Here is a 24,197-nt window from a genome sequence, read left to right as displayed (position 1 = left end):
GGACCGGGGGGGCTTCCTCCTGCCCCCCGCTAGCCGTTGTCGCGGCGCGGGCGCATGTTGGGCTTAAGTTTAGGGGTTTGGGCCCTCGAGGTCAAGCCGCTCAAAGGCCAGGACCAGGGGGGGGAGGTCTTCGGGACGGGCCACGGCGAAGAAGTTCTCCTCCACCTCTAAGCGGGCCGCCCACTCCCCCTCCACCCCCGCCAGGACCAGGGGGTGGGCCTCCTCCCGGAGGAGGCGTTTCCGCCTCAGGCGCAGGTCGCCCTCCTCCGAGTAGAAGACCTGGTAGACCACCCCGCCCCGGCGCTTTTCCCCGTAGAAGCCCCCTTCTATGGGGCTCACCTCGTAGCCCAGGGCCTTAAGGGCCTCCATCCAGCACCTCGAGGGCTTCCGGGCCCTCCAGAACGATCTCGTAATACCCGGCGTAGAGGACGATCCGCCCCCTGGCCCGCACCTTCTTGCCCAGGTAGCTCTGGGGGAAAGGCTGGGCGAAGAGGCCGTAGCTTCTGGGGAAGACCACGAGCCTAAGGTCGCTCTCCCCGGGGCCGAACCGCAAAAAGGCCACCGAACCCCGGTCCTCCACCGCCTGGATCACCCCTTCCACCGTGGCCATGCGGCCGAAGTAGCGAGGGGCCTCCTGCCAGGGGATCACCCCTTCTACCGGGGGGAGGGCGAAGGGGTTTTCCGGGAGGGCCCTCTGCCAGTCCCCTTCCATCACGGAAAGGAGCCTTTGGAAGGCCTCGGGTGCCTCTTGGGCGGTGAAGCGCACCGAGAGCTCCCGGTTGGCGTTCAGGGAGTTGGCGCTCAGGTTGTGGCTCCCCAGAAGGGCTTCTTCCTTATCCCGCACCAGGACCTTGGCGTGGACGTAAGGGTCGGGCAGAAAGCGCACCAAGGCCCCGGCGGCCCTCAGGGCCAGGGCCCCCTCCAGGAAGTAGGTGTCCCCCGGCTCCTGGGGGCTTCCCAGGATCCTGACCTGCACCCCCCGGCTCAGGGCCTCCTTCAGGGCCTCCACCACCTCGGGGTCGGCCATGGCCTGGTGCTCCAGGAAGAGCTCCTTTTTGGCTCCCCGGATGAGGCCGAGGAGCACCTCCCGGGCGTTCCCCTCCTTGACCCCACCAAGGACGCGGCTCGGGGACCAGACGAGGAGCGCCCGGGAGAGGTCCAGCCTTTCCCCTCCCCAGTCGGCTTCAAAGACCCGGGCGATCTCGGCCACCTGTTTGGGGTCGTCCAGGAGGAGGGCGTACTCCCGGTTGGCACCGAAGGAGCTTCCCGTGAGGTTCATGGTCCCCACCCAGGCCAGCTTGCGGTCCACCACCAGGCTCTTTTCGTGCACGAAGACGAAGCGGAAGGGCGTGGTGAGCCTGACCTCCACCCCCCGCTCCTTCAGGGCCTGGTACACGGTGAGGTCCACCCGGCCCCCCGAGGGCTCCCGTTCCAGGAGGACCCTCACCCTCACCCCCCGCTTCGCCGCCTCGCCCAGGGCCTCCACCACGTCCATGCGGCTTGGGGTCCAGAGGTACATCTTGACCAGGATTTCCTCCCGGGCGGAGGCGATGAGGTCCAGGAGGGGCCTCACCCCGTCCTCGGGCTCCACCACCAGGCGGGGCGCCGCCAGGCCCAGGCCCAAAAACCAGAGGAAGACCCAAAGGCGCCTCATGTCCACCCAAAGCATACCTGGGCGTTTCCGTCGGTGCGGGCCTCCATCTCGGCGAAGTCCACCCCTCGCGCCTCGGCGAGCTTCTCAAGGGTGTAGCGCACGTAGTGGGGGCGGTTCCGCTTTCCCCGGAAGGGTTCTGGGGGAAGGAAGGGGGTGTCGGTCTCCACCAGAAGCCTTTCCTCGGGGAGCCGGGCCGCGGCCTCGCGGAGGGCGAGGTTTTTCTTGTAGGTGAGGGGGCCGGCGAAGCTGAAGTAGGCCCCCACCTCCAGGCCCGCCGCCTCCAGGGCGGGGTGGCCGGAGAAGGCGTGGAGGACCGCCCGCTTGGGCCGGTGGAGAAGGAGCCACCCCGCGAGGTCCTCCTCCGCCTTCCCGTCCCGGCTTCGCACGTGGAGGACCAGGGGGAGGCCGAGCTCCTCCGCCAGGGCCGCCTGGAAGTCCAGGGCCCGGAGCTGGGCGGCCCTGGTCTCCGGGGTCCAGTGGTAGTCCAGCCCCGTCTCCCCGATGGCCCGCACCCTTTCGTGGCGGGCGTAGTGGCGGAGGGCTTCCTCCACCTCCGGGGAGAGGAGGTGGGCGCTGGTGGGGTGGAGGCCAAGGGCGGCGTAGACATTTTCCTGGGCGAGGCTTAGGGTCTTTTCCCAGCGGCTTGGGTCCACCCCCAGGGTGAGGACGGCCCGAAGCCCTGGGAGGTGGGCCCTTACCTCGGCGAGCTCCTCGGGCTCCAGGAAGTCCAGGTGGGCATGGGTGTCGGTCATGGGCCCAATCTACAATGGGGCCCTTGGGGACATGGGTAACATGAGGCCGTGAGGCGCCTTTGGCCCCTCGCCCTCCTCCTCGCCGCCTGCGCCCCCGCCCTCCTGGGGGTGGACCCCGGGCGGCTTCCCGACCCCGAGGACTGGGACCCCAGGCCCGCCCCCCTGGAGTGGTGGTACGCCTCGGGCTGGGCGGAGCCCTACGCCTTCCACTTCGCCTTCTTCAAGGCCTACGCCCCCCCTTCCTACCGCATCCTGGGCCTTCCGGGAAGCCTCTTTGGGGCTTTCCACGCCGCCCACCTGGCCCTCACCGACCTCCGCACCGGGGAAAGGCGCTTCCTGGAGGTCTCCGACCAGGACCTCTTCGCCCCGAGGGGGCGGGCGGAGGCGGGACCTAGGCTGGAGCTTGCGGGTTGGCGCTTCTTCCGGGAGGGGGAGGGGTTCCGCCTCCAGGCCCCCGGGGTGGACCTCCTCTTTCTGCCCCTTAAGCCCCCCGTGGTCCACCCCCCGGGCTACTCGGGCACGGAGGAGACGGGGCGCATGTACTACCAGTCCTACACCCGGGCCGGGACCTTCGGGCAGGTGCTGGGGGAGGGGGTCCAGGGGGAGTCCTGGCTGGACCACCAGTGGGGGGAGCAGCTTTCCGGGGTCTCGGCCACCTGGGACTGGTTCGGCCTCCACCTCTCCGACGGCTCGGAGCTCATGGCCTACCAGGTGAAGGACCGCGAGGGGAAGGTGGTGCAGGTCCTGGGTAGCCGGGTGGACCCTTGGGGGCGGGTGGAGGCCCTAGAGCTCGCCTTCCTCCCCGAAGGGGCCTGGACGAGCCCCTCGGGCCGCACCTACACCCTGGCCTGGCGCCTGGAAGGCCCTGGGCTTTCCCTCGCCCTAAGGCCCCTTTTCCGGGAAGGGGAGGTCCTTTCCCGGACCACCCGGGTGGCCTACTGGGAGGGCCCGGTGCTGGGGGCAGGGGTCTTCCGGGGATACCCCGTGCGGGCCCGGGGGATGGGGGAGTTTGTGGCCGGGGCCTTCCGCCCCTAGATTGCGCATGCTATACTAAAGGCGGTTTAGTGTCTGGGTGATATTTATGAGCCTACGCGTGCTCGGCGTCAACGCATCGGCACGGACGGACGGGTTTACGGCGGAGCTTTTGGACGAGGTCCTGGAGGCGGCCAGGCGCAAGGGGGCCCTCACCGAGCGCCTGGACCTGGTGAAGCACCCCTTTCCCTTCTGCGCGGGGAACTACTCCCAAGACCCCACCTCCTGCGGCCCCGAGACCTGCGTGCAGGGGCCTTGGGACGGGTTCGGCAGGGTGGCGGAACGGATCCTTTCCGCCGACGCCGTGGTCTTCGCCACTCCGGTCTACTGGTTTAGCGCCTCCGCCCGGATGAAGGCCCTTCTGGAACGCATGACCTCCATGGAGAACCAGGGCCTTTTGAACCTGGGGAAGCCCATGGCCCTCCTGGCGGTGGCCGAGGAGGAGGGGGCGAGCCAGGCCCTTTCCCAGATGCTTCTGCCCCTCTCCTACATGGGCTTTGTCCTGGCTCCCTTGGGCCTGGTTTACGCCCACCGCAAGGGGACGAGAAGCCTCAAGGAGAACCCGGAGCTCCTGGAGGACGCCCGCATCGCCGGGGAGAACCTGGTGCTCCTGGCCGAGAGGCTCGAGGGGATCTCCTTCCAGGAGCCCCTTCCCAGCTACCGCTACCTCTCCCCCCTGCCCGGGGTGGCGGCGGATTAATGCCACCCCATGCTGGCTTGGGCCAGCATAAAGGCCCCTAGGCAGGCTTCCCCGAGCCAGCAGGGCGAAGGAAAGGGGGAGAAAGGGTATCAGAGGTAGAGGGGTTCCAGGCCCTCCCGGGCGAAGGGCAGGAGCTCGTAGAGGACCCGGGGGTCCGGGGGTGGGTCTAGGAGGAGGCCCTCCCGGGGGAGCTCTTCCGCCCTGAGCTTCCTTGGGGGCATGGCCTCGAGGGGCCTCCCCCCTTCCTTCCCGTAGGTGGCCCCGTAGTAGAGCCGGTTCCTGGCGGTGAAGAGGGGGGTGAGGAGCCGGCCTTCCTCCAAAAAGGGCCAGCAGGCGGCGAGGAGGGAGTTCACCCCGTAGACCTGGGCCCCCAGGGCCTGGGCCAGGCCGAGCCCCGCTGCCAGGGCGATGCGCAGGCCCGTGTAGGAGCCGGGGCCTTCCCCCAGCACCAGGGCGCCGATCTCCTCCCGACTCGCCCCCACCTGGGTCAGTAGCTCGTCCAGGAGGCCAAAGAGAACCTCCTCGTGCCGCCTTTCCACCCGCACCACCCGGCCCAGGCCTTCCTCCCCCCGGAAAAGGCCCAGGGAAAGGTAGGGGGTGGCGGTGTCCATGGTCAGGGTCCACACGCCTCCATCCTATATACTTCCCAGGGGATGCGGGCTTTTCCTTATCACCTGCTCCTTTCCTTGGGGGCGCTCCTCGCCCTGGGGGTGTACGGGGAGCGCCTGGGCTTTGTTCCCGGATGGGGGGTGGGTTTGGGCCTTGGCCTTTATGGGGCCTTGGCCCTCTATGGGCTCCGCTTCGGTGGGGCCCACCTCCTCCTGGGGCTCGGCCTTCTGGCCCCGTGGTTTCCCCCCGCCCCCTTCCTGGCCCCCCTCTTGGTGGCCCTTCTGCGGGGCCGCCACCTGCCCGAGAGGGCCCAAGGGGACCTTTACGGCTGGGCCCTGGTCTGGCCAGCCCTGGCCCTCTTGCTGGTGTGGCACGTGTTTCCCACCTTTTACGCCTTTTACCTAAGCCTCTTTGACCGGGTAAACTTCCTGCGCCCGGCGGCCTTTGTGGGCCTTCAGAACTACCGCATCCTCCTGGAGGACCCCCTCTTTTGGCGGGCCTTGGGCAACACCTTCTGGTACGTGGTCTTCACCGTGCCCACGGGGCTTTTGCTGGCCACGGGGATAGCCATCCTGCTGAATACCGGGGTGGCCTTCCAGGGGCTTTATCGCACCCTCTTCTTCCTGCCCTACATCACCGCCCTCACGGCGGCGGCGGCGGTGTGGCGTTGGATCTACCACCCGGAATTCGGCTTCCTCAACTGGCTCCTCTCCACCCCGGGTCTGGACTGGCTCAACACCTCCACCGGGGTCTTCGCCCTTCTCCTCCGCCCCTTGGGCGTGGAGGTCCAAGGTTTTTGGGCGGGCCCGAGCCTGGCCTTCGTGGCGGTGATGGCCATGAGCCTCTGGCACTTCCTGGGCTACCAGGTGGTGATCCTTTTGGCGGGGCTCCAGGCCATTCCCAAGGAGTACTACGAGGCCGCCGAGCTGGACGGGGCGAGCTTCTTCCAGCAGCACCGCTATATCACCTGGCCCCTCCTTTCCCCCACCACCTTCTTCCTCTTCACCCTGGGGCTCATCGGGGCCTTCCAGGTCTTCACCCAGGTCTACGTCCTCACCCCCACGGGGGGGGTGTTGCAGGACACCCTGACCCTGGCCTTCTACCTCTACAACAAGGGCTTCCGCGACTCGGACTTCTCCTACGCCAGCGCCATCGCCATGGTGACCTTCCTCATCATCCTGGGGCTCACCCTGCTGCAACGGCGGGTGCTGGAGAGGCGGGTGAACTATGAGATCTAGGGCCTTCGCCCTCCTCGTCCACCTCCTCCTCCTTTCGGGGGGGCTGGTCATGGCCTTTCCCTTCTACTGGATGCTGGCCACAAGCCTTAAAAGCCCCCAGGAAGCCCTGCAGGCGGCCCCCGTCTGGGTGCCGGAGCGGATGAAGCCGGAGAACTGGCTCAAGGCGGCGAGGTTGGGGGATAACCCCCTCTTGGGCGGCCTCGGTCCCGGGAAAAGCGTGGAGCTTTTCTTCCCGGGCCCCGGGGGCCTTCCTCCTAAGGCCCTGGTGCCCCGCTCCCCGGGGGCCTTCTTTGATCCGGTGGCGGACGGGACCAGGGTGGAGGTGGTCCGTGGGGAGGGGGGGTGGTGGGTGCGCCTCACCAACACGGGGGAGGTCCCCTTCCGCCGGGTGCCCCTGGTGGTCCTCTGGCCCAAGGGGGCGCCCCTGGACCCCCCCTTGCCGCCGGATGCCCTCCGTTCCCAGGGGGAGTTCTGGCGGCTGGAATGGGTGAACGCGGTGCCGGGGGCCTTGGGGTACGTGTTCCACAACTACCTCGAGGCCTGGCAGGCGGCGCCCTGGGGCCGCTACTTCTTCGTAAGCTTCTTCACCGCTTTTACCCAGGTGGCGGTGGGCCTTTTCCTGGCGGCCCTGGCGGCCTTCGCCCTGGCCCGCATCCCTTTCCCGGGGAAGGAGGGGGTCTTCGTCCTCATCCTGGCCACCATGATGGTGCCGGGGGAGGTGCTCCTCATCCCCAACTACGTCCTCCTCGCTCGGCTGGGCTGGCTGGACACCTACTACGCCCTCATCGTGCCCTGGCTGGCCTCGGCCTTCGGCATCTTCCTCCTCCGGCAGTTTTACCTCTCCCTTCCCCAGGACCTCTTCAACGCCGCCCGCATAGACGGGGCGGGGTACCTGACCCAGCTTTTCCGCATCGCCCTGCCCTTGAGCGTTCCCGGGCTCGTCTCCTATGGCATCTTCACCTTCCTCGGGGCCTACAACGCCCTGCTTTGGCCCCTCATCGTCACCCAAAGCCCGGAGATGCGCACGGTGCAGCTGGGCCTCCAGGCCTTCGTCTCCGAGGCGGGCTCCGACTACGGGGCCCTGATGGCCGCCAGCACCTTCGTCATCCTGCCTGTGGTCCTGGGCTACTTCGTGGCCCAAAGGCAGTTCATCCAGGGCATTGCCCGTTCGGGGCTCAAGTGAGGCTGACGGGGCCCTGACCGGGGGAAGGTATACTCGGTCCGGAGGTGCGTGGGTATGAGGAAAGGGCTGTTGCTGGTGGTGCTTTTGGGATTGGCCCTGGCCCAGACGGCCAAGCCGGAGGAGGTGATCAAGGAGCAGTGCGCCAAGGCCAAGGTGGTGGCCGAGCTGTGGACCGGTTTCACCGGAGGCGCTCCCAAGGTGGCCTTGGAAAACCTGGTGGCGGAGTTTAACAGGGGCCAGCAGGGGCGGTGCGTGCGCCCCGTGCCCCAGGGGAGCTACCGCGACCTTTCCACCAAGATCAAGGCGGCCTTCGCCGCCGGGAAGGTCCCGGCCATGGCCCAGGCCTACGAGAACAACATCGCCCTCTACCTCGAGGCCAAAGCCCTCCTGCCCGTGGAATCCCTGGGGGTCAGGCTCCAGGGGGTGAACCTCGCCTTCTTAAACGCGGTGCGCTTCGGGGGAGTGGTCTACGGGGTGCCCTTCAACAAGAGCATCCAGGTCCTCTACTACAACAAGGACCTCTTGAGGAAGCACGGGGCCAAGGTGCCCGCCACCCTGGAGGAATTCGTGGCCACCGCCAAGCGGCTCTCCCAGGCCGAGGGCGGTCCCGTCTACTGGTTCCAGCCCGACGCCTCCACCTTCGCCTACTTCTTCTTCAACCTGGGGGGAAGCTACCTGAAAGACGGCAAGCTGGTCCTGAACTCCAAGGAGGCGGTGGAGGCCCTCACCCTCCTGCAGAACGGGGTCAAGGAAGGCTGGGCCAAGGCCATCACCTCGGGCTACATCAACCAGAACCTGGGCTCGGGCCCCTACGCCTTCAGCGTGGACACCTCCGCCGGCTACACCTACTACCGCCAAGGGGCCAAGTTTGACCTGGGGGTGGCTACCCTGCCGGGCCGGTCCAAGGGCCAGCCGGGCTATGGCCTTGTCCAGGGGACCAACCTGGTGGTCTTCCGCCAGGCTCCCAAGGAGGAGCAGGCGGTGGCCAAGGACTTCCTCCAGTTCGTCCTCTCCCCCAGGGCCCAGGCGGTCTTCGCCACGGCTACTGGGTACGTGCCCGTGACCGAGGCGGCCCAGAAGGACCCCGTCTACCAGGCCTACGTGGCCGAGAACCCCGACTACGCCACCATCGTGCGCCAGAGCCGCTACGCCAAGTTTGAGCCTGCCCTGGCGGAGTGGGAGCAGATCCGCTTTGACATCCTGGGCCAGGCCGTCAAGGAGGCCATCCTCAACAAGGCCGATCCCAAGGCGGCCTTGGACAAGGCCCAGAAGCTGGCGGAGGACCTCCTCTCCGGTAAGACCCGCTGAGCTCGCCGAACCCCGCCTGAGGGCCTGGCCCCCGGGCGGGGGTAAACTTTAGACATGCCCAAGGGATATCACGACCGCGTGGCCTTCGTGGACCTTTCCACGGGGCGGGTGTGGTACGAAAGCTTTGGCGAGGCCTTCTGGCGGCGGTACCTGGGGGGGCGGGCTCTGGCCGCCTACCTCCTCCTCCGGCACGTGCCCAAAGGGGCCGACCCCCTGGGCCCGGAGAACGCCCTCGTCTTCGCCCCCGGGGTCCTCACGGGCACCCCCATCTCCGGCTCGGGCCGGAACACCGTGGCCGCCAAGAGCCCCCTCACGGGGGGGTACGGGGATGCGGAGGGCGGCGGCTTCTTTGGGGCGGAGCTCAAAAACGCCGGCCTGGACGCCCTGGTGGTCCTGGGGCGGGCGGAACACCCCGTCTACCTCCACGTGGAGGGGGGGGAGGTGGCCGTCCACCCTGCGGTCCACCTCTGGGGGAAGGATCCTTTGGAGGTGGAGGCCCTCATCAAGGAGGCCCACGGGGGGAACGCCCGCATCGCCCAGATCGGCCTTGCCGGGGAGAACCGGGTCCTCACCGCCAACGTCATCCACGACCTGGCCCACTTCGCCGGAAGGGGGGGCTTGGGGGCGGTGATGGGGGCCAAGAGGCTCAAGGCGGTTTCCGCCCGGGCGGGGAAGGAGACCCTCCCCGCCTACCACGACCCCGCCCTCCTCAAGGACCTGGCCCGGCGCATGGCCAAGGAGCGCATGGACCGGGCGGCGGGCCTCATCACCATGGGTACCGTGGGCACGGTGAAGCCTTTCAACCTCCGGGGGGTCCTTCCCAGCCACAACTTCCTGGATGGCTTCCTGGAGGGCGCCGAGGCCTTGGACGGCACCAGCCTGGACGCCCTGGGCATCCGCATCGGGCGGGACACCTGCTACGCCTGCGTCATCCGCTGCAAGCAGGTGGTGAAGATTGAGGGCACGGGCAGGTACGACGTGCGTCCGGAGTACGGGGGGCCGGAGTACGAGGGCCTGGGGGCCTTGGGCTCCACCTGCGGGGTGACCGACCCCTACGCCGTGACCAAGGCCAACACCCTCTGCAACCAGTACGGGCTGGACGTGATCGGGGTGGGGGTGACCATCGCCTGCGCCATGGAGGCGGTGGAGAAGGGTTACCTGGACGACGAGGGCCTGGGGCTTCGCTTCGGGAACGGGGACGCCCTCATCGCCGCCATAGAGAAGCTGGCCCGGAGGGAGGGAAGGCTTGGGGAGCTTCTCGCCCAAGGGGCGCGCCGCCTCGCCGAGGCCATCGGCCACCCGGAGCTTGCCATGCACGTGAAGGGCCAGGAGGTGCCCATGCACGACCCCCGGTACAAGCGGGCCCTGGGGGTGGGCTATGCCGTGAGTCCCACCGGGGCCGACCACAACCACAACCTCCACGACACCGCCTTCGCCAAGGAGGGAAAGGCCCTGAAGGAACTCCGCTTCTACGGGGAGGACTTCGTCCCCTTGACCATTGAGGACCTCTCCGAGGCCAAGATCCGGATGCTTTGGACCAAGACCCGGGAGCGGGGCTTCGTCAACAGCCTGGTCCTCTGCGACTTCGTCCCCTGGACCCCGGAGGAGTGGCAGGAGGCCCTCTACGCCGCCACGGGCTGGCGCTTTAGCCCGGAGGAGATGCTTAGGGTGGGGGAGAGGACCCTGCAGCTCACCCGGCTTTTCAACCTGCGGGAAGGGGTTCCTCCCGAGGAGGACCGTCTTCCTCAGCGCTTCTTCCAGCCTTTCCGCAAGGGGAACCTCGAGGCCCACCTGGACCCGGAGGCCTTCCGGGAAGGGGTCAGGACCTACCGACGGCTTGCGGGCTGGGAAGGGGGCGTGGACCCGGAAAGGCTTCGGGCCTTAGACCTAGAGGAGTTCCAGAACGCCCTGGCGTAGGAGGGCGGGAAGGGGGGCTTCCCCCACCCGGAGGAGGGCGTACCTCCCCCGTAGGAGGGCGAGGAGGCGGAGAGCCCGGAGGTGGCCGGCCAGGGCCTCCTTGTAGGCCCCTACCGCCTCCTTGCCCACGGGGAGGGTTTCCCCGGTTTCCACGTCCTCCAGCAGGGCTTCCTCCAGGGGCGGGTCCAGCTCCAGGGGGGAGAGGACCTGGACCAGGACCAACCGCCTGGGGAGCACCCGGGACCAGGGCAGGGGGTCCAGGCCGTCCGTGAGGAGGACCAAGACCCCCCGCCCGGGGCGGAGGTCCTTGGGGCTTCCCCGCTCCAGGAGGGCCAGGGGGTCTTCCTGGCGGGCGGTTCTTAAGAGAAGGGCGGCCACCTTCTCGGCGTAGGGGAGCTTCCCGTGGAGGCGCATGCTGGGGCTTTCGTCCAGGTAGATCCGGAAGCGGGCCCTCTCGGGGGCGGTTTCCAGGCGGGTGTAGAGCCTTCCCGTCTTGGCGTAGGCCCGCCAGTGGACCCGGCGCACCTCGTCCCCTTCCGCGTAGGGCCTGAGCTCGTAAAACTCCCCTCCCAGGCCTTTCCTCCGGGCCAGGCGCTCCCCGGGGTAGGGGAGGTAGGGCCTCGTGGCGATGCGGTAGCGGGTCATGCCGTCTGGCAGAAGGTGCAGACCCCAAGGGGGGGCAGGGGCTCCACCACCTCCTCCCGACTTCCCTCCCGGAAGACGGTGATCCCCTTGCACCCCTCCTTCCAGGCCAGGAGGAAAAGCCTTTCCACCACTTCCTTGGGGGTTTCCCGGGGCAGGTTCACCGTGGAGGAGATGCTCTGGTCCACGTGGCGCTGCAGGAGGGCCTGGAGGCGGACCCTCTGGAAGGGGTCTACCGTGTGGGCGGTGGGCCAGCGGGGGAGGCCTCCGCCCGTGGCCTCCCGGTAGCGCTTGAGAAGGGGGTGCTCCGCCAGCCGGACGAGCCTCCGCCACATCTCGGGGGGGGTGGCCTCGAGGAGCCTCCCCTCCTCGTCCCGCAGGGCGTAGCGCCTGAGGAAGACGCTGGCCCGCAGGTCGTCTCCCCCAAAGAACTCCAGGGCGAGCCTCTCCGCCTCGGCTTCGCTGTAGACCCGGGGCACGTCCTTCAGTTTATACCCGGATGGTCACCCGCGCGCCCGTCTCAAAAAGATGTATGGAATCTATAAAGCGCACCACCCGGGTGGCGTGCCCCATGACGATGGAGTGGGTCCTGGCCCCCCCGCCGAAAAACCGCACCCCCTGGAGGATGTCCCCGTCGGTGATGCCGGTGGCGGCGAAGACGATCTCCTTCCCGGGGGCCAGGTCCTCGGTCTTGTAGATGCGGTGCTCGTCCCCACCCATGGCCTTTAGGCGCGCCCGTTCCTCCTCGTTTTGCGGCGTGAAGCGGGCCTGGATCTCCCCGCCCAGGCACTTCAGGGCGGCGGCCGCCAAGACCCCTTCCGGGGCCCCGCCGATGCCCATCACCGCGTGGACCCCCGTGCCGCGGATGGCCGCGGCCAGGGCGGCGATCACGTCCCCGTCGGAGATGAGCTTGACCCTGGCCCCCGCTTCCCGGATCTCCCGGATGAGCCTCTCGTGCCGGGGGCGGTCCAGGACCACCACCACCAGGTCCTCCACCGAGCGCTGGAGGGCGAGGGCCAGGGCCTTGAGGTTGGCGGATACCGGCCAGGTGAGGTCCACGAGGCCCGCGGCGGGCGGGGGGACGATGAGCTTTTCCATGTACATGTCGGGGGCGTGGAAGAGGCCGCCCCTCTCGCTCAAGGCGATGACGGTCACGGCGTTGGGCAGGCCCTTGGCGGCGGTGGTGGTGCCCTCCACCGGGTCCACGGCGATGTCCACCTCCAGGCCTCCCCGGCCCAGGACCTCCCCGATGTAGAGCATGGGGGCCTCGTCCATCTCCCCCTCGCCGATGACCACCGTGCCCCGGATGGGAAGCTCGTTGAGGACCCGGCGCATGGCCTGGGTGCCCGCCTCGTCCACGGCCTCCTTGTCCCCCTTGCCCGCCAGGCGGCTTGCCGCCAGGGCGGCCTGCTCCGTGACCCGCACCACCTCGAGGACCAGCTGGCGCTCCATTTCCATGGCTTCCATCATAAGGGGCGGGGGCGCTATCATGAGGCCATGGGCGGCTTCGTGGAGGACGGGCCCAGGCGCTACCGAGAGGCGGCGAACCTCGAGGCTCCCAGGGGAAGGGGCCTTCTCTCCTGGCTCCTGGGGTTGTTCCACCGCTTCTTGGAAGAGGTGCGGCTAGGCGGGAGGCTCTGGCTCGTCCGCCGGGGCTAGGCTTCCCTTGGGCTTGTGCCTTTCCCAGAGGGTCTTCGCCAGGTCCTCCGGGGTGAGGCCGAGCTCCGCCAGGGTGAGGAGCAGGTGGAAGAGGAGGTCGGCGGCCTCGTGGCGGAGCTCCTCGGGGTTTCTGTTTTTGGCCGCGATGATGACCTCTCCCGCCTCCTCCCCGACCTTCTTCAGGACCCGGTCCAGGCCCGCCCGGTGGAGCTTGGCCACGTAGCTTCCCTCGGGGAGGGTCCTTAGGCGCTCCTCCAGGGTGGCGTAGACCTGGCCCACCACGAAGCCCAGGTCCTTTTCCCCTTCAAGGAGGGCCCGGTGGAAGCAGGTCCTCTCCCCGGTGTGGCAGGCGGGGCCGTGGGGGAGGACCCGGTAGACCACGGCGTCCCCGTCGCAGTCCAGGAGGACCTCCACCACCTCCTGGGCGTGCCCCGAGGTCTCCCCCTTGCGCCAGAGGCTCTGGCGGCTACGGCTGTAAAAGGTGCTTCTCCTGGTCCTTAGGGTTTCCTCCAGGGCCTCCCGGTTGGCGTAGGCCAGGGTGAGGACCTCCCCGGTGCGGGCGTCCTGCACCACCACGGGGACGAGGCCCCTCTCGTCAAAGCGAACCGCCGAAAGGTCCATGCCCCTAGTCTAGCCGCACGGGGAGGCCCCTTTCCGCAAGGAACTCTTTGAGGGCGGGGATGGAGATCTCCCCGAAGTGGAAGACGCTGGCCGCCAAGGCCGCCTCGGCCCCTGTCTGAAAAGCTTCCAGAAAGTGCTCCATCCGCCCGGCCCCGCCGCTGGCGATCACCGGCACCCCCACGGCCTCGGCCACCATCCGGGTGAGCTCTAGGTCGTACCCCTCCTTGGTCCCGTCCCGGTCCATGCTGGTGAGGAGGATCTCCCCGGCGCCCAGCTCCACCCCCCTCACCGCCCACTCCACGGCGTGGAGCCCCGTGGGCACACGCCCCCCCGCCACGTGGACCTCGGGGAACTCCCCCCGCCACTTGGCGTCTATGGCCAGGACCACCGCCTGGTTCCCGAAGTGGTCGGCAAGCTCCGAGAGGAGCTCGGGCCGCTTCACGGCGGCGGAGTTCACGCTCACCTTGTCGGCCCCTGCCAGGAGGAGCCTACGGGCGTCCTCCAGGGAGCGCACCCCCCCGCCCACGGTGAGGGGGATGAAGACGCTCTCGGCCACCCTCGCCACCACGTCCAGGAGGATGGCCCTTTCTTCGTGGGTGGCGGAGATGTCCAAAAAGACGAGCTCGTCCGCCCCCGCCTCGTCGTAGGCCCGGGCGGCCTCCACGGGGTCCCCGGCGTCCTTGAGGTTCACGAAGTTCACCCCCTTGACCACGCGGCCCGCGTGGACGTCCAGGCAGGGGACGATGCGCTTGGCCAGGCTCATAGGGGGGGCCGGAAGAGGAGCTCGGCCTGGGGCAGGAGGAGGGAGGCGATGGTTTCGCCTCTAGCCACAAGGAAGCGGCCCCCCTCGGGGTCCCGGTGAACCTCGAGGCCCTCCCGGGTGAGGAGCCAGACCTCGGGGAGGCCCGGTTGGGCGTAGAGGACCCGGAGTTGGGCGCGCCCCGCCACCTTGGGGGCGAGCGCATGGAGGAGCCAGTCCAATAGCCCTGCGGGTTCACTGGAAGGGGGAGCCATCTCGTAGACCTCGCCGTCTAGGAGTTCCAGGCGGAGTTCAGGATAGAGGGCCTTTAGGGCTTCCACCTCCTCCACCCGGAACCGGTGCCGCACCACGGGGGCCATTATAGCCCACTTTTCCCAAGGCCCTTCCGGTGCTACCATCTAAAGGATGGAACGGGTGAACGTGGTGGGGGCGGGCCTCGCGGGGAGCGAGGCCGCCTGGACCCTTTTGCGCTTGCGCGTCCCCGTGCGCCTTTTTGAGATGCGCCCCAAGCGGATGACCCCGGCTCACGGCACGGACCGCTTCGCCGAGATGGTCTGCTCCAACTCCCTGGGCGGGGAAGGGGAGGCCCAGGCCAAGGGCCTCCTCCAGGCGGAGATGCGCCTTGCGGGAAGCCTGGTGATGGAGGCGGCCCACCGGGCGAGGGTCCCCGCCGGGGGGGCCTTGGCCGTGGACCGGGAGGAGTTCAGCGGGTACATCACGGAAAGGCTTGCGGGCCACCCCCTCCTGGAGGTGGTGCGGGAGGAGGTGGCGGAGATCCCCCCGGGGGTCACGGTGCTCGCCACCGGGCCTTTGACCTCCGAGGCCCTGGCCGAGGCCCTGAAGCGCCGTTTCGGGGACCACTTCCTCGCCTACTACGACGCCGCAAGCCCCATCGTCCTCTACGAGAGCATAGACCTCACGAAGTGCTTCCGCGCGGGGCGCTACGGCCAGAGCGCCGACTACCTCAACTGCCCCCTGACCGAGGAGGAGTACCGGCGCTTCCACCAGGCCCTCCTCGAGGCCCAGCGCCACACCCCCCACCCCTGGGAGAGGCTGGAGTTCTTTGAGGCCTGCGTCCCCGTGGAGGAGCTCGCCCGGAGGGGCTACCAGACCCTGCTCTTTGGCCCCATGAAGCCCGTGGGGCTAAAGGACCCCCGCACGGGAGAGGAGCCCTTCGCCGTGGTCCAGCTCCGCCAGGAGGACAAGGCGGGGCGGATGTGGAGCCTGGTGGGCTTCCAGACCGGGCTCAGGTGGCCCGAGCAGAAGCGCCTCATCCAGATGATCCCGGGGCTGGAGAACGCCGAGATCGTCCGCTACGGGGTGATGCACCGGAACACCTACTTGAACGCCCCGAGGCTCCTTGGGGAGACCTTGGAGTTCAGGGAGGCGGAGGGGCTCTATGCCGCCGGGGTCCTGGCCGGGGTGGAGGGGTATTTGGAGAGCGCCGCCACCGGCTTCTTGGCGGGGCTCAACGCCGGACGGAGGGCCTTGGGGCTTCCCCCTGTGGTCCCCCCGGAGGAAAGCCTGCTGGGAGGGCTTGCGCGCTACCTGGCCACGGCGAACCCGGAGGGCTTCCAGCCCATGTACGCCAACTGGGGCCTGGTGCCCCCGGTGGAAGGGCGCCTGGGCAAGAAGGAAAAGCGGCAGGCCATGTACCGGAGGGGGCTTGAGGCCTTCTCCGGGTGGCTTTCCGCCCTCAGGCCTCCCCTTCCCGGGGCCCGGCTTCCGGAAAGCGTTTCCTGAGGGCGGAAAGGGCCACGGCCCTTTCGTCCCAAGGGAGGGCCTCCCGGCCCCGTTCCAGGGTGGTCTCGTGCCCCTTGCCAGCGAGGAGCACCGTGTCCCCCTCCTCCGCCTCGAGGATGGCCCGGAGGATGGCCTCCTCCCGGTCCGGGACAATCTCAAAGACCCCGCCCTCCCGCCTCGCCGCCCTCGCCATGGCCTCCAGGATGGCCTCCAGGGGCTCGGTGCGGTGGTCCTCCTCGGTGAAGAAGGCCTTGTCGGCGAGCCTGGCCGCCACCCGGCCGATGTCCTCCCGCCTCCTCGGGTCCCTTTCCCCCGCCGCCCCCACCACCAAAAGAAGCCTCCCCTGGGTGGTGCGCCTCAGGGTCAAGAGGGCCGCCTCGAGGCTTTTCCCCGTGTGGGCGAAGTCTATGACCACGCGGAAGGGCCTCTCCCACACCACCTCCATCCGCCCCGGCACGCCGGGAAAGGTGGCGAGGCGGGAGAACACCCTCTCCAGGGGAAGGCCGAAGGCCAGGGCGGCCGTGGAGGCGGCCAGGGCGTTTTCCAGGTTGTAGGCCCCCAGCATGGGCAGGAAGGCCTCGCCCTTCCCCCATGGGGTGTGGAGGGTGAAGGCGAGGCCCGCGGGCGTCTCCCGCACGCCTTCCGCCCACACCTCCCCCCCGGGGCCGAAGAGGAGGTGGGGCCTTCGGCGTAGCCAGTCCAGGTGGGGAAGCCCGGTGCTCAAGACGGCGAGCTCGGAGCGCTCCACCAACAGGGCCTTGGCCTGGAAGTAGGCCTCCGGGGTGCCGTGGAGGTCCAGGTGGTCGTCGGGGTAGAAGCTCACGAAGACCCCGATGCGGTAGAAGAGGCCCTCCACCCTTTTAAGGGCCAGGGCGTGGCTGGAAACCTCCAGCACCGCCTGGCCGAGGCCCCGGTCCGCCGCCTCCCGCAAGAAGGCGTAGACCCTGGGGGCCTCGGGGGTGGTGAAGTGGCCTATGGGAGGGCGCCGCTTTTCCCCCAAGGCCAGGCCGACGGTGGAGAGGAGGGCGGCCTCCCCCAGGAGGTGGTGGAGGAGGAAGGCCGTGGTGGTCTTCCCCTTGGAGCCCGTGACCCCGAAGAGGGAGAGGTCCCGGTCGGGCTCCCCGTAAAAGCGCCGGGCGAGCTCCGCCAGGGCTTGGCGGCTTTCTGCCACCCTGAGGTAGGGCACGGGGAGGGAGAGGTCCTTCTCCCCCACCACGGCGATGGCCCCCCGCCTTAGGGCCTCGGGGATGAAGTCGTGGCCGTCCAGGGGTTTCCGGTGGGGCAGGGGCACCCCGGGACTGGCCACGAAGACAAAGCCCTCCTCCACCTCCCGGGAGTCCAGGGTGAGGCCCCGCACGGGCAGGGGCGGGGCGGGGAGGCCGTAGGGGGCGAAGAGCTCTTCCAGGGTCATGGCAGGAGGAGGGGCCTTAGGGCGGCGAGGAGGGCCTCGCGGTCCTCCTCCCGCTCCACGAAGTCTATCCCGTCGGCCTCCACCACGTAGAGGGGGGAGAGGTCCCAGGAGGCCAAAAGCTCCTCGTAGAGGGCGTTCAGGCCCAGGAGGTAGCGGTCGGGTAGGGTCTGCTCAAAGGGGCGGCCCCGCTTGGCGATGCGCTTCCTCAAGGTGGGGAGGCCCGCCCTGAGGTAGATGAGGAGGTCCGGCTTGCGCAGGGCGGGGGCCACACCGTGGAAGAGCTCCAAATAGGTCCGCCAGTCCCGGGGGGAGAGGAGGCCTTCCCGGTAGAGGTGTTGTGCGAAGACGAAGGCGTCCTCGTAGAGGGTGCGGTCCTGGACCACCCGGCCTTGGCCGTTGACCTCCAGGAGGTGCTGGCGCACCCTTCTTGCCAGGAAGAAGACCTGGGAGGGGAAGGCGTAGGCCCGCATGTCCCGGTAGAAGTCTTCCAGGTAGGGGTTCTCGCTCACCGCCTCGTAGACGGGCCTAAAGCCGAAGGCCTCGGCCAGGAGGGCCGTGAGGGTGCTCTTGCCGCTACCGATGTTGCCGGCGATGGCCACGTACATGCTAGACGCCCGGGGTCTTTAGAAGCCGGGCCCGCACCAGGGCCACCACCTCTTCCCGGTGGGGGCCTTGGGGGCTAAAGTCCAGCCGGTCCGCCTCGAGGACCAGGAGGGGGTGGGGATAGCGGGCGAAGTGGCGCTCGTAGGCCGCGGAGAGGGCCTCGAGGTAGGCGGGGTCCATCCCCTTTTCAAAGGGCCTTCCCCGCCTGGCGATGCGCTCCAGGAGCACGGGCACCGGGGCCCTGAGGTAGAGGGTGAGGTCGGGCGGGGGGAGCCTGGGGGAGAGCTCCCGGTAAAGCTCCAGGTAGAGGTCCCACTCGGGGCCCTCCAGGGTGAGGCTTGCGAAGATGGCGTCCTTGTCAAAGAGGTAGTCGGCCACCACCCCGCCGAAGAGGGGCCTTTCCCGTAGGCGGGAGAGCTGGCGGAAGCGGGAAAGGAGGAAGAAGACCTGGGTTTTGAAGGCGTAGCGCTTCCGGTCCTGGTAGAAGAGGGGCAGGAAGGGGTTCTCCTCCACCACCTCCAAGAGGGGCTCGGCTCCCAGGGCTTCCGAGAGGAGGCGGGCCAGGGTGGTCTTGCCCACGCCGATGGGTCCTTCAATGGCGATGTACACGGTCACCTCCTGGGCCGGGCCATGAGGGTGAGGGTGGCCTCCAGCCTTCGCCCCTCCCGCCAGAGGGTGAGGCGCACCCGGTCCCCGGGGCGGTAGCGGGCGATGCGGCGCACCACGTCCACCTTGTCCTTGACGGGGGTGCCGTTCACCGCCAGGATCACGTCTCCCAGGGCCACAAGCCTCCCTTGGGCGTCCCGGCTCGCCCCCCTGAGCCCGGCCCGGGCGGCGGGGCTTCCCGGCTCCACCCGGTCCACCATGGCCCCTTGGGCGGTGGTGAGGCCCACGGCCCGGAGGAGGACGGGGGGGAGCTCTTCCAGGCTGATGAGGCTCGCCCCGAGCCAGCCCCGCTGGGGGATGCCGAAGCGCTCCAGGTCCTGGACGCTTTGGGCGGCGAGCTCGGCGGGGATGGCCGCTCCGATCCCCCCCACCCCCGAGGGCCCGCCCACCACATCGGCCATCACCCCCACCACCTCCCCCTGGAGGCTCAGGAGGGGGCTACCCGAGTTGCCCACGGTGAGGGGGGCGTCGGTGAAGAGGTACTCCCCCACCTCGGCCCCGATGGAGGGGTCGGGGGTGGGGACCTCCAGGGGGCCTATCCCCGAGAGGATGCCGTAGGAGGCCAAGGGGCCCTGGCCGTAGGGGAAGCCCACCACCACCACCCCCATCCCCAGGGGAAGGCTCGCGGTGGGGGCCTTGCTGAAGGCCAGCACCCCCGGGGCCTGCACCCCCTTTACCGTGAGGAGGGCCAGGTCAATCCCCGGGTCCACGGCGAAGCGCTCGGCGGGGAAGGTGCGCCCGTCGTAAAGGCGCACGGTGAGGTCGGTCAGGTCCTGCACCACGTGGTAGTTGGTCACGATGCGGATGGGGCTCACGAAGAAGCCGGTGCCCACCACGTCCCCTTCCCCGGCGCTGAGGGGGGTGCCCTGGATCCGCACCACGGCGGGGAGGGCCTTCTTGATGATCTGGCTCCGGGCCACCTCCTCGGGGGAGACCAGGCGCTGGCCCAAGGCCAAGGCCAGAAGGAGGAAGGCAAGGGGGAGAACGGGCATAGCCTTACATTAACCCAAGTTGCTACCTACCCCTGGACCTGAAAAACTAGTGGCCGCTATGCTCCTGTCACGTACCATAGCGGCCTTTTGCATTATAGACGATGCCCTGCAAGCCCTGGGCCACACAGATCACCCCCAAGCCAAAACGCCCGCCTCCGCCATCCTCACCCTCGCCCTCCTTGCTGCTCTGGAGTTCGGTGGCAAGCACAACAAGGCCCTGGCCTTCGCCAAAGACCTCGGCCTTTTCACCCACGTCCCCTCCCCAAGCCGCTTCAACCGCAGGCTCCACGCCCTCTATCCCCTCCTTCTCCCCCTCCTCCACCTCCTGGCCCAGGTCTGGAAGAACCTCTACCAGGCCCAGGCCTACGCTCTGGACACCTTCCCCCTCCCCGCCTGCGAGAACATCCGCGCCCCCCGCTCCCGCCTCTTCCCGGACAGAGCCTACCGCGGCTTCATCCCCAGCAAGCGGGTCTACTTCCACGGCCTCAAGCTCCACCTCCTGGTGGACGACGGGAAGTTCATCCACGAGGTGAACCTGACCCCGGGAAGCCTTCATGACCTCGCCTCCCTTCTCCTCCTTCCCCTGGACCTTCCCGAGGGGGCGGAGCTCTACCTGGACCGGGGGTACGAGAGCCATCTGTACGAGGACCTTCTTCGGGAGGCGCAGGGGGTTGTTCCCATGGTCATCCGCAGGAGGAACAGTCGGCGGTATCTCCCTTGGATGCAGTACCTGGCCATCGTGGGGCGGAGGGTGGTGGAGACGGTGGGGGGGATGCTTCACGCCATGTTTCCCAGGCGCATCCACGCCGTGACCCAGGAGGGCTTTGTCATCAAGGTCCTCACCTTCGTCCTGGCCCATAACATCAGTCTCCTGACCCAGAAGATGGCTGGGTAGCAACTTGGGTTACATTACCTCGGGGGCGGGGATGCCGAGGAGGCCGAGGCCGGTCCTGAGGGTTTCCTGGAGGCTTCGCACCAGTTCCAGGCGGAGCTCCCGCAGGCCCTTGGGGGCGGTGAGGACCGGGGTGGCGGGCCGGTCCCCCTCCTTGGCGTTATAGTAGGCGTTCCAGCTTCCCGCCAGGTCCAGGAGGTACTGGGCCAGGATGTGGGGGGCTTTTTCCAGGGCGGCCTCCAGGACCGCCTCCTCGAAGTCCAAGAGGGCCAGGGCCAGCTCCCGCTCGTAGGGGGTGGCCTGGTCCAGGTCCGGGCTTCCCCAGCCCCCCGCCTTGCGCAGGATGCTGCTTGCCCGGGCGTGGGCGTACTGGATGTAAGGCCCCGTGTCCCCCTCAAAGGAGAGGGCCTCCTGGTAGCGGAAGTCTATCTGCTTTTTGGGCTCGGTCCTCACCATGGCGAAGCGGATGGCCCCCAGGGCCACCATCCCTGCGGCCTCTTCCTTGTTGGGATGGCTCGGGTTTTTCTCTTCGATGATGGCCAAGGCCCGTTTCCTGGCCTCCTCCAGGACCTCGTCCACGCTCACGGCGAGGCCCTTCCTCCCGGACATCTGCTTGCCCTCCAGGAGGACGGTCTCGTAGGCCAGGTGGAAGGCGCCCTCGGCGAGCTCCCGGCGCCCCACCAGGGCCAAGGCGGCCCGCACCAGGGCCTGGGGGTGGCTCTGGCGCACGTCTATGACGTTGATGGTCTCCTGCGCCCTGGGGGTGTAGGGCTCCCCTTCGGGGGCGCTGGTGCGAAGGCCCGGGTAGTAGGGGTTCTCGTAGGGGCGGAAGCGGAGGCCCTCCAGAAGGCCCATCTTCCAGAACTGGAAGGCGATGTCCTTGGCGTAGTAGGTGGCCGCCCCCCCGGAGCGCACCAGGACGAAGTAGGGGTCCTCGAGGCCGGGGATGAAGGGGCTGGCGTCCATGACCAAGGCCCCGGCGTACTTCCCTTCCGTGGGGCGGAAGACGTGGGGGCTTGCCTCCAGGAGCTTCAGAGCCTTTTCCAGAAGCCCCGCCCGCACGATGTCGGACTCCCACACCAAGAGGTCGTAGTGGGCCGAAAGGGCCTGCATGGTGGCCATCTGGGCGAGGAGGATGCGGTTCACCTCCTCCCTGAGTTCCCCTCTTTCCAGGGCGTGGAGGACCTCCGCAATGGCGGGCTGAAGCTTCTCGTACTCGGGGTCCTGGTGCAGGCGCACGTAGGCCCGGCCGGCGAAGTGGTCGTACTTCTCCTTCCCGTCCCAGGTGAGGCCGTAGTGCCGGAGGGCGAAGAGGGTCTCGGCGGCCTGGCGGCCGGTGTCGTCAATGTAGTTGAGGACCAGGACCTCCCGCCCGGCGTAGGCCAGGATGCGGGCCAGGGCGTCCCCCAGGGCGATGTTCCGCAGGTGGCCCACGTGGAGCTCCTTGTTGGGGTTCACCGAGGTGTGCTCCACCAGGACCAGCCCTTCCCGCTTGGGGAAGGGCTTCCTTTCCTTTAGGGCCTCCTCCAGGAGGGCCTCCGTGGAGAGGCGGAAGTTCAGGTACCCTCCCACGGGGATGGCTTCCTCCACGAAGGGGGGGAGGCGCAGGCGGCCCTTGAGCTCCTCGGCGATGGCCTGGGGGGGCTTTTTGAGCTCCTTGGCCAGGGCGAAGAGGGGCACCCCGTAGTCTCCGGGTTTGTCCTTGGGGGCCTTGGCCACCCGCAGGGGGAGGTCCAGGCCCATCTCCTTTAGGGCCTCGCGAACGGCCTCTTCCAGGGCGCGGCGCACCATCAAGGGGCCATCATACCCTTAAGCGGCGCTTAGGGCGCCCCGGTTAAGCTTGGGGTATGGGGAGGCGCTTGCTGGGGTTCGCTCTGGGTTTGGGCCTCGCCCTGGGCCAGGGGCTTCTTGGGGGAGGCCAGGGGCATAGCGCCGCGGTGGTAGGGGGGGCGCTTTGGGCCTGGGGCTGGGGGTACGACGGCCAGCTGGGAGACGGCACCCGGGAGGGGAGGCTCAGGCCGGTTCGGGTGCGGTTTCCCTAAGGGCCTCCTTGAGGGCCCGGGCCGCCTTCAGGCTCATCCCTGGAAGCCTGGCGAGCTCCTCCAGGGGGGCTTCCCTCAAGGCCCTAAGCCCCCCGTAGCGCTCCAGGAGGAGGCGCCTCCGCTTCTCCCCGATGCCGGGGATGCCCGCAAGGACCTTCAGGGCCTCCGCCTCGCGCCGTTTCCGGTGGTAGTGGAGGCCGTTTCGGTGGGCCTCGTCCCGGAGGTGGATGAGGAGCTGGAGAGCGGGGTGGGTGAGGGGGAGGCGGAGCTCGCGGCCTTCCGGGGTGACCAAGATCTCCTCCCCCTTGGCCAGGCCCACCAGGGGGAGCCTGAGCCCGGCCCTTTCCAGGGCCCTCTCCGCCGCCCGCACCTGGCCCAGGCCCCCGTCAATGAGGAGGAGGTCGGGGAGGGGCATCTCCTTGAGGCTTCCCGTGTAGCGCCGAAAGACCCCCTCCTCCATGGCGGCGTAGTCGTCGTTCCCCGTTCTGAGGCGCATCCTGCGGTATTCCGCCTTCTTGGGCCTTCCCCCCTCGAAGACCACCAGGGAGAAGACCCGGGCCTGGCCCTGGAGGTGGCTCACGTCGTAGCCCTCTATGCGCCAAGGGCGGGTGGCGAGCCCCAGGAGGTCCTGGAGGGCCCGGAGGCCCGGGTGGTCCCCCCGCTTCTCCAAGAGCTTGAGCTCCGCCTCCAAGGCGAGGCGGGCGTTCTTCTCGGCCAGCTCCAAAAGCCTCACCTTTTCCCCCTTCTTGGGCACCCTAAGCTCCACCTTCCGCCCGGCGCGGCGCCTCAGGAGCTCGGCGAGGCCTCCCAGGTCCTCCAGGGGGAAGGGGAGGAGGACCAGGGGAGGGAGGGGGGAGGCCTCGAGGTAGTGGTCCCGCAGGAAGGCCCAGAGGATCTCCTCCTCCGTGGCCTCCTCCTTCTCCACCACCCGGCTGATGCGGCCGAGAATGCGCCCGGAGCGCACCTGGTAGAGCTGGACCACGGCCAGGGCCCCCGAGCGGGCCATCCCCAGGAAGTCCAGGTCCCCCATCTCCGGGTCAAAGGCCTGCTGGGCGGTGGAGAAGAAGGCCCTTAGGGCCTCCATCTGGTCGCGGATCTCCGCCGCCCGCTCAAACTCGAGCCTCCTTGCCGCCTCCCGCATCTTCTCCGCCAGCTCGGCGAGAAGCCCCTCCACCCGGCCCTCCAGGACCGCCTCCACCTGGCGCACCACCTCGCGGTAGGCCTCGGGGTCGGCCTTCCCCACGCAAGGGGCGAGGCAGCGGCCCATGCTGTGGTTCAGGCAGGGGTAGCGCCTTCGTTTCATGGGGTAGCCCGAGTTCTTCCTCAGGGGGAAGAGGCGGTCAATGAGGGTTTTGATGCGCCTTAAGGCCCCCGCCTCGGGGAAGGGCCCGTAGTACTTGGCCCCGTCCTCCTCCACCCGCCGCACCACCAAAAGGGTGGGGAAGGGCTCGTTGGTGAGCTTGAGGAAGGGGTAGTGCTTGTCGTCCTTGAGGAGGACGTTGTAGGGAGGGCGGTGGGCCTTGATGAGGTTGGCCTCCAGGAGGAGGGCCTCCACCTCGTCCCGGGTGGCGATGAAGTCCAGGGCCGTGGCCTCCTCGGCGATGCGCCCCGCCTTGCCCTCGGCGTGGAAGTAGCTTTTCACCCGGGCGCGGAGGCTCTTGGCCTTGCCCACGTAGAGCACCTCCTCCCCCCGCTTCCAGAGGTAAACCCCGGGGGCCTCGGGGAGGGGAGGGAGGTCTCGGGCCCGCACGCTCCCCATTGTAGACTTTTCCC

Annotated in this window: 26 protein-coding genes; 10 read left to right on the top strand and 16 right to left on the bottom strand. The window is 68.7% G+C overall.

All coding sequences use genetic code 11. From position 1 onward, the window contains the following. Window positions 1-69: 69 nt before the first annotated feature. From ACZ5RK_RS10490 to ACZ5RK_RS10480, 3 genes are read right to left on the bottom strand one after another with little or no spacing between them, the layout of a single operon-like run. Window positions 70-369, bottom strand: a complete 300-nt coding sequence (locus ACZ5RK_RS10490) for a hypothetical protein (RefSeq protein ID WP_464909122.1) — start codon at window positions 367-369, stop codon at window positions 70-72. After that, window positions 356-1,669 (bottom strand): phospholipase D-like domain-containing protein, encoded by a 1,314-nt coding sequence (locus ACZ5RK_RS10485; protein WP_464909121.1) that lies wholly within the window; start codon window positions 1,667-1,669, stop codon window positions 356-358. Before ACZ5RK_RS10485 ends, ACZ5RK_RS10490 begins: the two co-directional genes overlap by 14 nt. Next, window positions 1,651-2,406 carry a TatD family hydrolase gene (locus tag ACZ5RK_RS10480; RefSeq protein WP_464909120.1) on the bottom strand — a complete coding sequence of 252 codons (756 nt, stop codon included), beginning with the start codon at window positions 2,404-2,406 and terminating at the stop codon, window positions 1,651-1,653. The genes ACZ5RK_RS10485 and ACZ5RK_RS10480 overlap by 19 nt, the downstream gene beginning before the upstream one ends. Window positions 2,407-2,454: 48 nt before the next feature. Between ACZ5RK_RS10480 and ACZ5RK_RS10475 the strand changes: the two genes are divergently transcribed. Beyond that, window positions 2,455-3,441 (top strand): lipocalin family protein, encoded by a 987-nt coding sequence (locus tag ACZ5RK_RS10475; RefSeq protein ID WP_464909119.1) that lies wholly within the window; start codon window positions 2,455-2,457, stop codon window positions 3,439-3,441. Window positions 3,442-3,487: 46 nt separating this feature from the next. Further along, window positions 3,488-4,138: a flavodoxin family protein gene (locus ACZ5RK_RS10470; protein ID WP_464909118.1), complete on the top strand. Its 651-nt coding sequence runs from the start codon at window positions 3,488-3,490 to the stop codon at window positions 4,136-4,138. 89 nt (window positions 4,139-4,227) lie between these two features. Here ACZ5RK_RS10470 and tsaB read toward each other — a convergent pair whose 3' ends face one another. After that, window positions 4,228-4,764 (bottom strand): tRNA (adenosine(37)-N6)-threonylcarbamoyltransferase complex dimerization subunit type 1 TsaB, encoded by a 537-nt coding sequence (gene tsaB, locus ACZ5RK_RS10465; protein ID WP_464909117.1) that lies wholly within the window; start codon window positions 4,762-4,764, stop codon window positions 4,228-4,230. A gap of 27 nt (window positions 4,765-4,791) precedes the next feature. Between tsaB and ACZ5RK_RS10460 the strand changes: the two genes are divergently transcribed. Genes ACZ5RK_RS10460 through ACZ5RK_RS10445 form a run of 4 tightly spaced genes read left to right on the top strand, consistent with a single transcriptional unit; the run spans window position 4,792 to window position 10,393 of the window. Next, a complete protein-coding gene (locus ACZ5RK_RS10460) occupies window positions 4,792-5,985 on the top strand; it encodes a carbohydrate ABC transporter permease (protein ID WP_464909116.1) in 1,194 nt (397 codons plus the stop codon). A gap of 49 nt (window positions 5,986-6,034) precedes the next feature. Then, window positions 6,035-7,168, top strand: a complete 1,134-nt coding sequence (locus ACZ5RK_RS10455) for a carbohydrate ABC transporter permease (protein ID WP_464910085.1) — start codon at window positions 6,035-6,037, stop codon at window positions 7,166-7,168. 54 nt (window positions 7,169-7,222) lie between these two features. Next, window positions 7,223-8,476: an ABC transporter substrate-binding protein gene (locus ACZ5RK_RS10450; protein ID WP_464909115.1), complete on the top strand. Its 1,254-nt coding sequence runs from the start codon at window positions 7,223-7,225 to the stop codon at window positions 8,474-8,476. Between the two features lie 54 nt (window positions 8,477-8,530). Continuing rightward, complete coding sequence (locus ACZ5RK_RS10445; protein ID WP_464909114.1) at window positions 8,531-10,393, top strand: aldehyde ferredoxin oxidoreductase family protein; 1,863 nt, start codon at window positions 8,531-8,533, stop codon at window positions 10,391-10,393. On the opposite strand, the gene ACZ5RK_RS10440 is transcribed toward ACZ5RK_RS10445, so the two are convergent. Genes ACZ5RK_RS10440 through glpX form a run of 3 tightly spaced genes read right to left on the bottom strand, consistent with a single transcriptional unit; the run spans window position 10,364 to window position 12,493 of the window. Then, complete coding sequence (locus ACZ5RK_RS10440; protein WP_054647011.1) at window positions 10,364-11,038, bottom strand: DUF58 domain-containing protein; 675 nt, start codon at window positions 11,036-11,038, stop codon at window positions 10,364-10,366. The two genes, ACZ5RK_RS10445 and ACZ5RK_RS10440, sit on opposite strands and share 30 nt — an antisense overlap. Then, window positions 11,035-11,514 carry a hypothetical protein gene (locus tag ACZ5RK_RS10435; protein ID WP_464909113.1) on the bottom strand — a complete coding sequence of 160 codons (480 nt, stop codon included), beginning with the start codon at window positions 11,512-11,514 and terminating at the stop codon, window positions 11,035-11,037. Before ACZ5RK_RS10435 ends, ACZ5RK_RS10440 begins: the two co-directional genes overlap by 4 nt. A gap of 10 nt (window positions 11,515-11,524) precedes the next feature. Further along, entirely contained in the window at window positions 11,525-12,493 is a 969-nt protein-coding gene (gene glpX / locus ACZ5RK_RS10430) for a class II fructose-bisphosphatase (RefSeq protein WP_464909112.1), read from the bottom strand. A 39-nt stretch (window positions 12,494-12,532) separates the two neighbouring features. Here glpX and ACZ5RK_RS10425 point away from each other — a divergent pair, with 39 nt between their 5' ends. Beyond that, on the top strand, window positions 12,533-12,694 hold the full coding sequence (locus tag ACZ5RK_RS10425; RefSeq protein ID WP_464909111.1) for a hypothetical protein: 162 nt from the start codon (window positions 12,533-12,535) through the stop codon (window positions 12,692-12,694). Here the strand turns inward: ACZ5RK_RS10425 and hisIE are convergent. The 3 genes from hisIE to ACZ5RK_RS10410 are packed head-to-tail and all read right to left on the bottom strand — an operon-like array spanning window position 12,659 to window position 14,425. After that, window positions 12,659-13,315 (bottom strand): bifunctional phosphoribosyl-AMP cyclohydrolase/phosphoribosyl-ATP diphosphatase HisIE, encoded by a 657-nt coding sequence (hisIE, locus tag ACZ5RK_RS10420; RefSeq protein WP_464909110.1) that lies wholly within the window; start codon window positions 13,313-13,315, stop codon window positions 12,659-12,661. The two genes, ACZ5RK_RS10425 and hisIE, sit on opposite strands and share 36 nt — an antisense overlap. Before the next feature lie 4 nt (window positions 13,316-13,319). Then, window positions 13,320-14,078: an imidazole glycerol phosphate synthase subunit HisF gene (hisF, locus tag ACZ5RK_RS10415; protein WP_464909109.1), complete on the bottom strand. Its 759-nt coding sequence runs from the start codon at window positions 14,076-14,078 to the stop codon at window positions 13,320-13,322. Then, window positions 14,075-14,425 (bottom strand): Uma2 family endonuclease, encoded by a 351-nt coding sequence (locus ACZ5RK_RS10410; protein WP_464909108.1) that lies wholly within the window; start codon window positions 14,423-14,425, stop codon window positions 14,075-14,077. The genes hisF and ACZ5RK_RS10410 overlap by 4 nt, the downstream gene beginning before the upstream one ends. Window positions 14,426-14,480: 55 nt before the next feature. On the opposite strand from ACZ5RK_RS10410, the gene trmFO reads away from it, so the two are divergent. Next, complete coding sequence (gene trmFO, locus ACZ5RK_RS10405) at window positions 14,481-15,818, top strand: methylenetetrahydrofolate--tRNA-(uracil(54)-C(5))-methyltransferase (FADH(2)-oxidizing) TrmFO (RefSeq protein WP_054647466.1); 1,338 nt, start codon at window positions 14,481-14,483, stop codon at window positions 15,816-15,818. Here the strand turns inward: trmFO and ACZ5RK_RS10400 are convergent. The 4 genes from ACZ5RK_RS10400 to ACZ5RK_RS10385 are packed head-to-tail and all read right to left on the bottom strand — an operon-like array spanning window position 15,772 to window position 19,490. Continuing rightward, a complete protein-coding gene (locus tag ACZ5RK_RS10400; protein ID WP_464909107.1) occupies window positions 15,772-17,229 on the bottom strand; it encodes a Mur ligase family protein in 1,458 nt (485 codons plus the stop codon). The genes trmFO and ACZ5RK_RS10400 overlap by 47 nt on opposite strands. Next, window positions 17,226-17,834 (bottom strand): deoxynucleoside kinase, encoded by a 609-nt coding sequence (locus ACZ5RK_RS10395; RefSeq protein WP_464909106.1) that lies wholly within the window; start codon window positions 17,832-17,834, stop codon window positions 17,226-17,228. Before ACZ5RK_RS10395 ends, ACZ5RK_RS10400 begins: the two co-directional genes overlap by 4 nt. A 1-nt stretch (window position 17,835) precedes the next feature. Then, window positions 17,836-18,441 carry a deoxynucleoside kinase gene (locus ACZ5RK_RS10390; protein WP_054647467.1) on the bottom strand — a complete coding sequence of 202 codons (606 nt, stop codon included), beginning with the start codon at window positions 18,439-18,441 and terminating at the stop codon, window positions 17,836-17,838. Window positions 18,442-18,443: 2 nt separating this feature from the next. Then, window positions 18,444-19,490, bottom strand: a complete 1,047-nt coding sequence (locus tag ACZ5RK_RS10385; RefSeq protein WP_464909105.1) for a S1C family serine protease — start codon at window positions 19,488-19,490, stop codon at window positions 18,444-18,446. A 58-nt stretch (window positions 19,491-19,548) separates the two neighbouring features. On the opposite strand from ACZ5RK_RS10385, the gene ACZ5RK_RS10380 reads away from it, so the two are divergent. Next, window positions 19,549-20,385: an IS982 family transposase gene (locus ACZ5RK_RS10380; RefSeq protein ID WP_464909104.1), complete on the top strand. Its 837-nt coding sequence runs from the start codon at window positions 19,549-19,551 to the stop codon at window positions 20,383-20,385. Window positions 20,386-20,394: 9 nt separating this feature from the next. On the opposite strand, the gene ACZ5RK_RS10375 is transcribed toward ACZ5RK_RS10380, so the two are convergent. After that, the gene (locus ACZ5RK_RS10375; protein WP_464909103.1) at window positions 20,395-22,173 is read right to left on the bottom strand and encodes an arginine--tRNA ligase; all 1,779 of its coding nucleotides are present in this window, start codon (window positions 22,171-22,173) and stop codon (window positions 20,395-20,397) included. A 56-nt stretch (window positions 22,174-22,229) separates the two neighbouring features. Here ACZ5RK_RS10375 and ACZ5RK_RS10370 point away from each other — a divergent pair, with 56 nt between their 5' ends. Next, window positions 22,230-22,424, top strand: coding sequence for an RCC1-like domain-containing protein (locus tag ACZ5RK_RS10370; RefSeq protein WP_464909102.1), 195 nt, complete (start codon window positions 22,230-22,232; stop codon window positions 22,422-22,424). Here the strand turns inward: ACZ5RK_RS10370 and uvrC are convergent. Beyond that, a complete protein-coding gene (gene uvrC / locus ACZ5RK_RS10365) occupies window positions 22,396-24,183 on the bottom strand; it encodes an excinuclease ABC subunit UvrC (RefSeq protein WP_464909101.1) in 1,788 nt (595 codons plus the stop codon). The two genes, ACZ5RK_RS10370 and uvrC, sit on opposite strands and share 29 nt — an antisense overlap. Window positions 24,184-24,197: the final 14 nt, after the last annotated feature.

Source organism: Thermus kawarayensis JCM 12314, assembly GCF_055393575.1.
Note: the sequence above shows the minus strand (reverse complement) of the source record. Positions and strands in the feature narration are given on the sequence as shown.

Excerpts from the sequence above, each read along its gene's own strand:
- ACZ5RK_RS10380 (WP_464909104.1), top strand. The coding sequence starts at position 19,549 with ATGCTCCTGTCACGTACCATAGCGGCCTTTTGCATTATAGACGATGCC.
- ACZ5RK_RS10490 (WP_464909122.1), bottom strand. The coding sequence starts at position 369 with ATGGAGGCCCTTAAGGCCCTGGGCTACGAGGTGAGCCCCATAGAAGGG.
- hisF (WP_464909109.1), bottom strand. The coding sequence starts at position 14,078 with ATGAGCCTGGCCAAGCGCATCGTCCCCTGCCTGGACGTCCACGCGGGC.
- trmFO (WP_054647466.1), top strand. The coding sequence starts at position 14,481 with ATGGAACGGGTGAACGTGGTGGGGGCGGGCCTCGCGGGGAGCGAGGCC.
- ACZ5RK_RS10485 (WP_464909121.1), bottom strand. The coding sequence starts at position 1,669 with ATGCTTTGGGTGGACATGAGGCGCCTTTGGGTCTTCCTCTGGTTTTTG.
- ACZ5RK_RS10455 (WP_464910085.1), top strand. The coding sequence starts at position 6,035 with ATGGCCTTTCCCTTCTACTGGATGCTGGCCACAAGCCTTAAAAGCCCC.
- ACZ5RK_RS10470 (WP_464909118.1), top strand. The coding sequence starts at position 3,488 with ATGAGCCTACGCGTGCTCGGCGTCAACGCATCGGCACGGACGGACGGG.
- ACZ5RK_RS10440 (WP_054647011.1), bottom strand. The coding sequence starts at position 11,038 with ATGACCCGCTACCGCATCGCCACGAGGCCCTACCTCCCCTACCCCGGG.
- ACZ5RK_RS10375 (WP_464909103.1), bottom strand. The coding sequence starts at position 22,173 with ATGGTGCGCCGCGCCCTGGAAGAGGCCGTTCGCGAGGCCCTAAAGGAG.
- ACZ5RK_RS10385 (WP_464909105.1), bottom strand. The coding sequence starts at position 19,490 with ATGCCCGTTCTCCCCCTTGCCTTCCTCCTTCTGGCCTTGGCCTTGGGC.
- glpX (WP_464909112.1), bottom strand. The coding sequence starts at position 12,493 with ATGGAAATGGAGCGCCAGCTGGTCCTCGAGGTGGTGCGGGTCACGGAG.
- ACZ5RK_RS10395 (WP_464909106.1), bottom strand. The coding sequence starts at position 17,834 with ATGTACGTGGCCATCGCCGGCAACATCGGTAGCGGCAAGAGCACCCTC.
- ACZ5RK_RS10460 (WP_464909116.1), top strand. The coding sequence starts at position 4,792 with ATGCGGGCTTTTCCTTATCACCTGCTCCTTTCCTTGGGGGCGCTCCTC.
- uvrC (WP_464909101.1), bottom strand. The coding sequence starts at position 24,183 with ATGGGGAGCGTGCGGGCCCGAGACCTCCCTCCCCTCCCCGAGGCCCCC.
- hisIE (WP_464909110.1), bottom strand. The coding sequence starts at position 13,315 with ATGGACCTTTCGGCGGTTCGCTTTGACGAGAGGGGCCTCGTCCCCGTG.
- ACZ5RK_RS10445 (WP_464909114.1), top strand. The coding sequence starts at position 8,531 with ATGCCCAAGGGATATCACGACCGCGTGGCCTTCGTGGACCTTTCCACG.
- ACZ5RK_RS10450 (WP_464909115.1), top strand. The coding sequence starts at position 7,223 with ATGAGGAAAGGGCTGTTGCTGGTGGTGCTTTTGGGATTGGCCCTGGCC.
- ACZ5RK_RS10370 (WP_464909102.1), top strand. The coding sequence starts at position 22,230 with ATGGGGAGGCGCTTGCTGGGGTTCGCTCTGGGTTTGGGCCTCGCCCTG.
- ACZ5RK_RS10425 (WP_464909111.1), top strand. The coding sequence starts at position 12,533 with ATGGGCGGCTTCGTGGAGGACGGGCCCAGGCGCTACCGAGAGGCGGCG.
- ACZ5RK_RS10480 (WP_464909120.1), bottom strand. The coding sequence starts at position 2,406 with ATGACCGACACCCATGCCCACCTGGACTTCCTGGAGCCCGAGGAGCTC.
- ACZ5RK_RS10400 (WP_464909107.1), bottom strand. The coding sequence starts at position 17,229 with ATGACCCTGGAAGAGCTCTTCGCCCCCTACGGCCTCCCCGCCCCGCCC.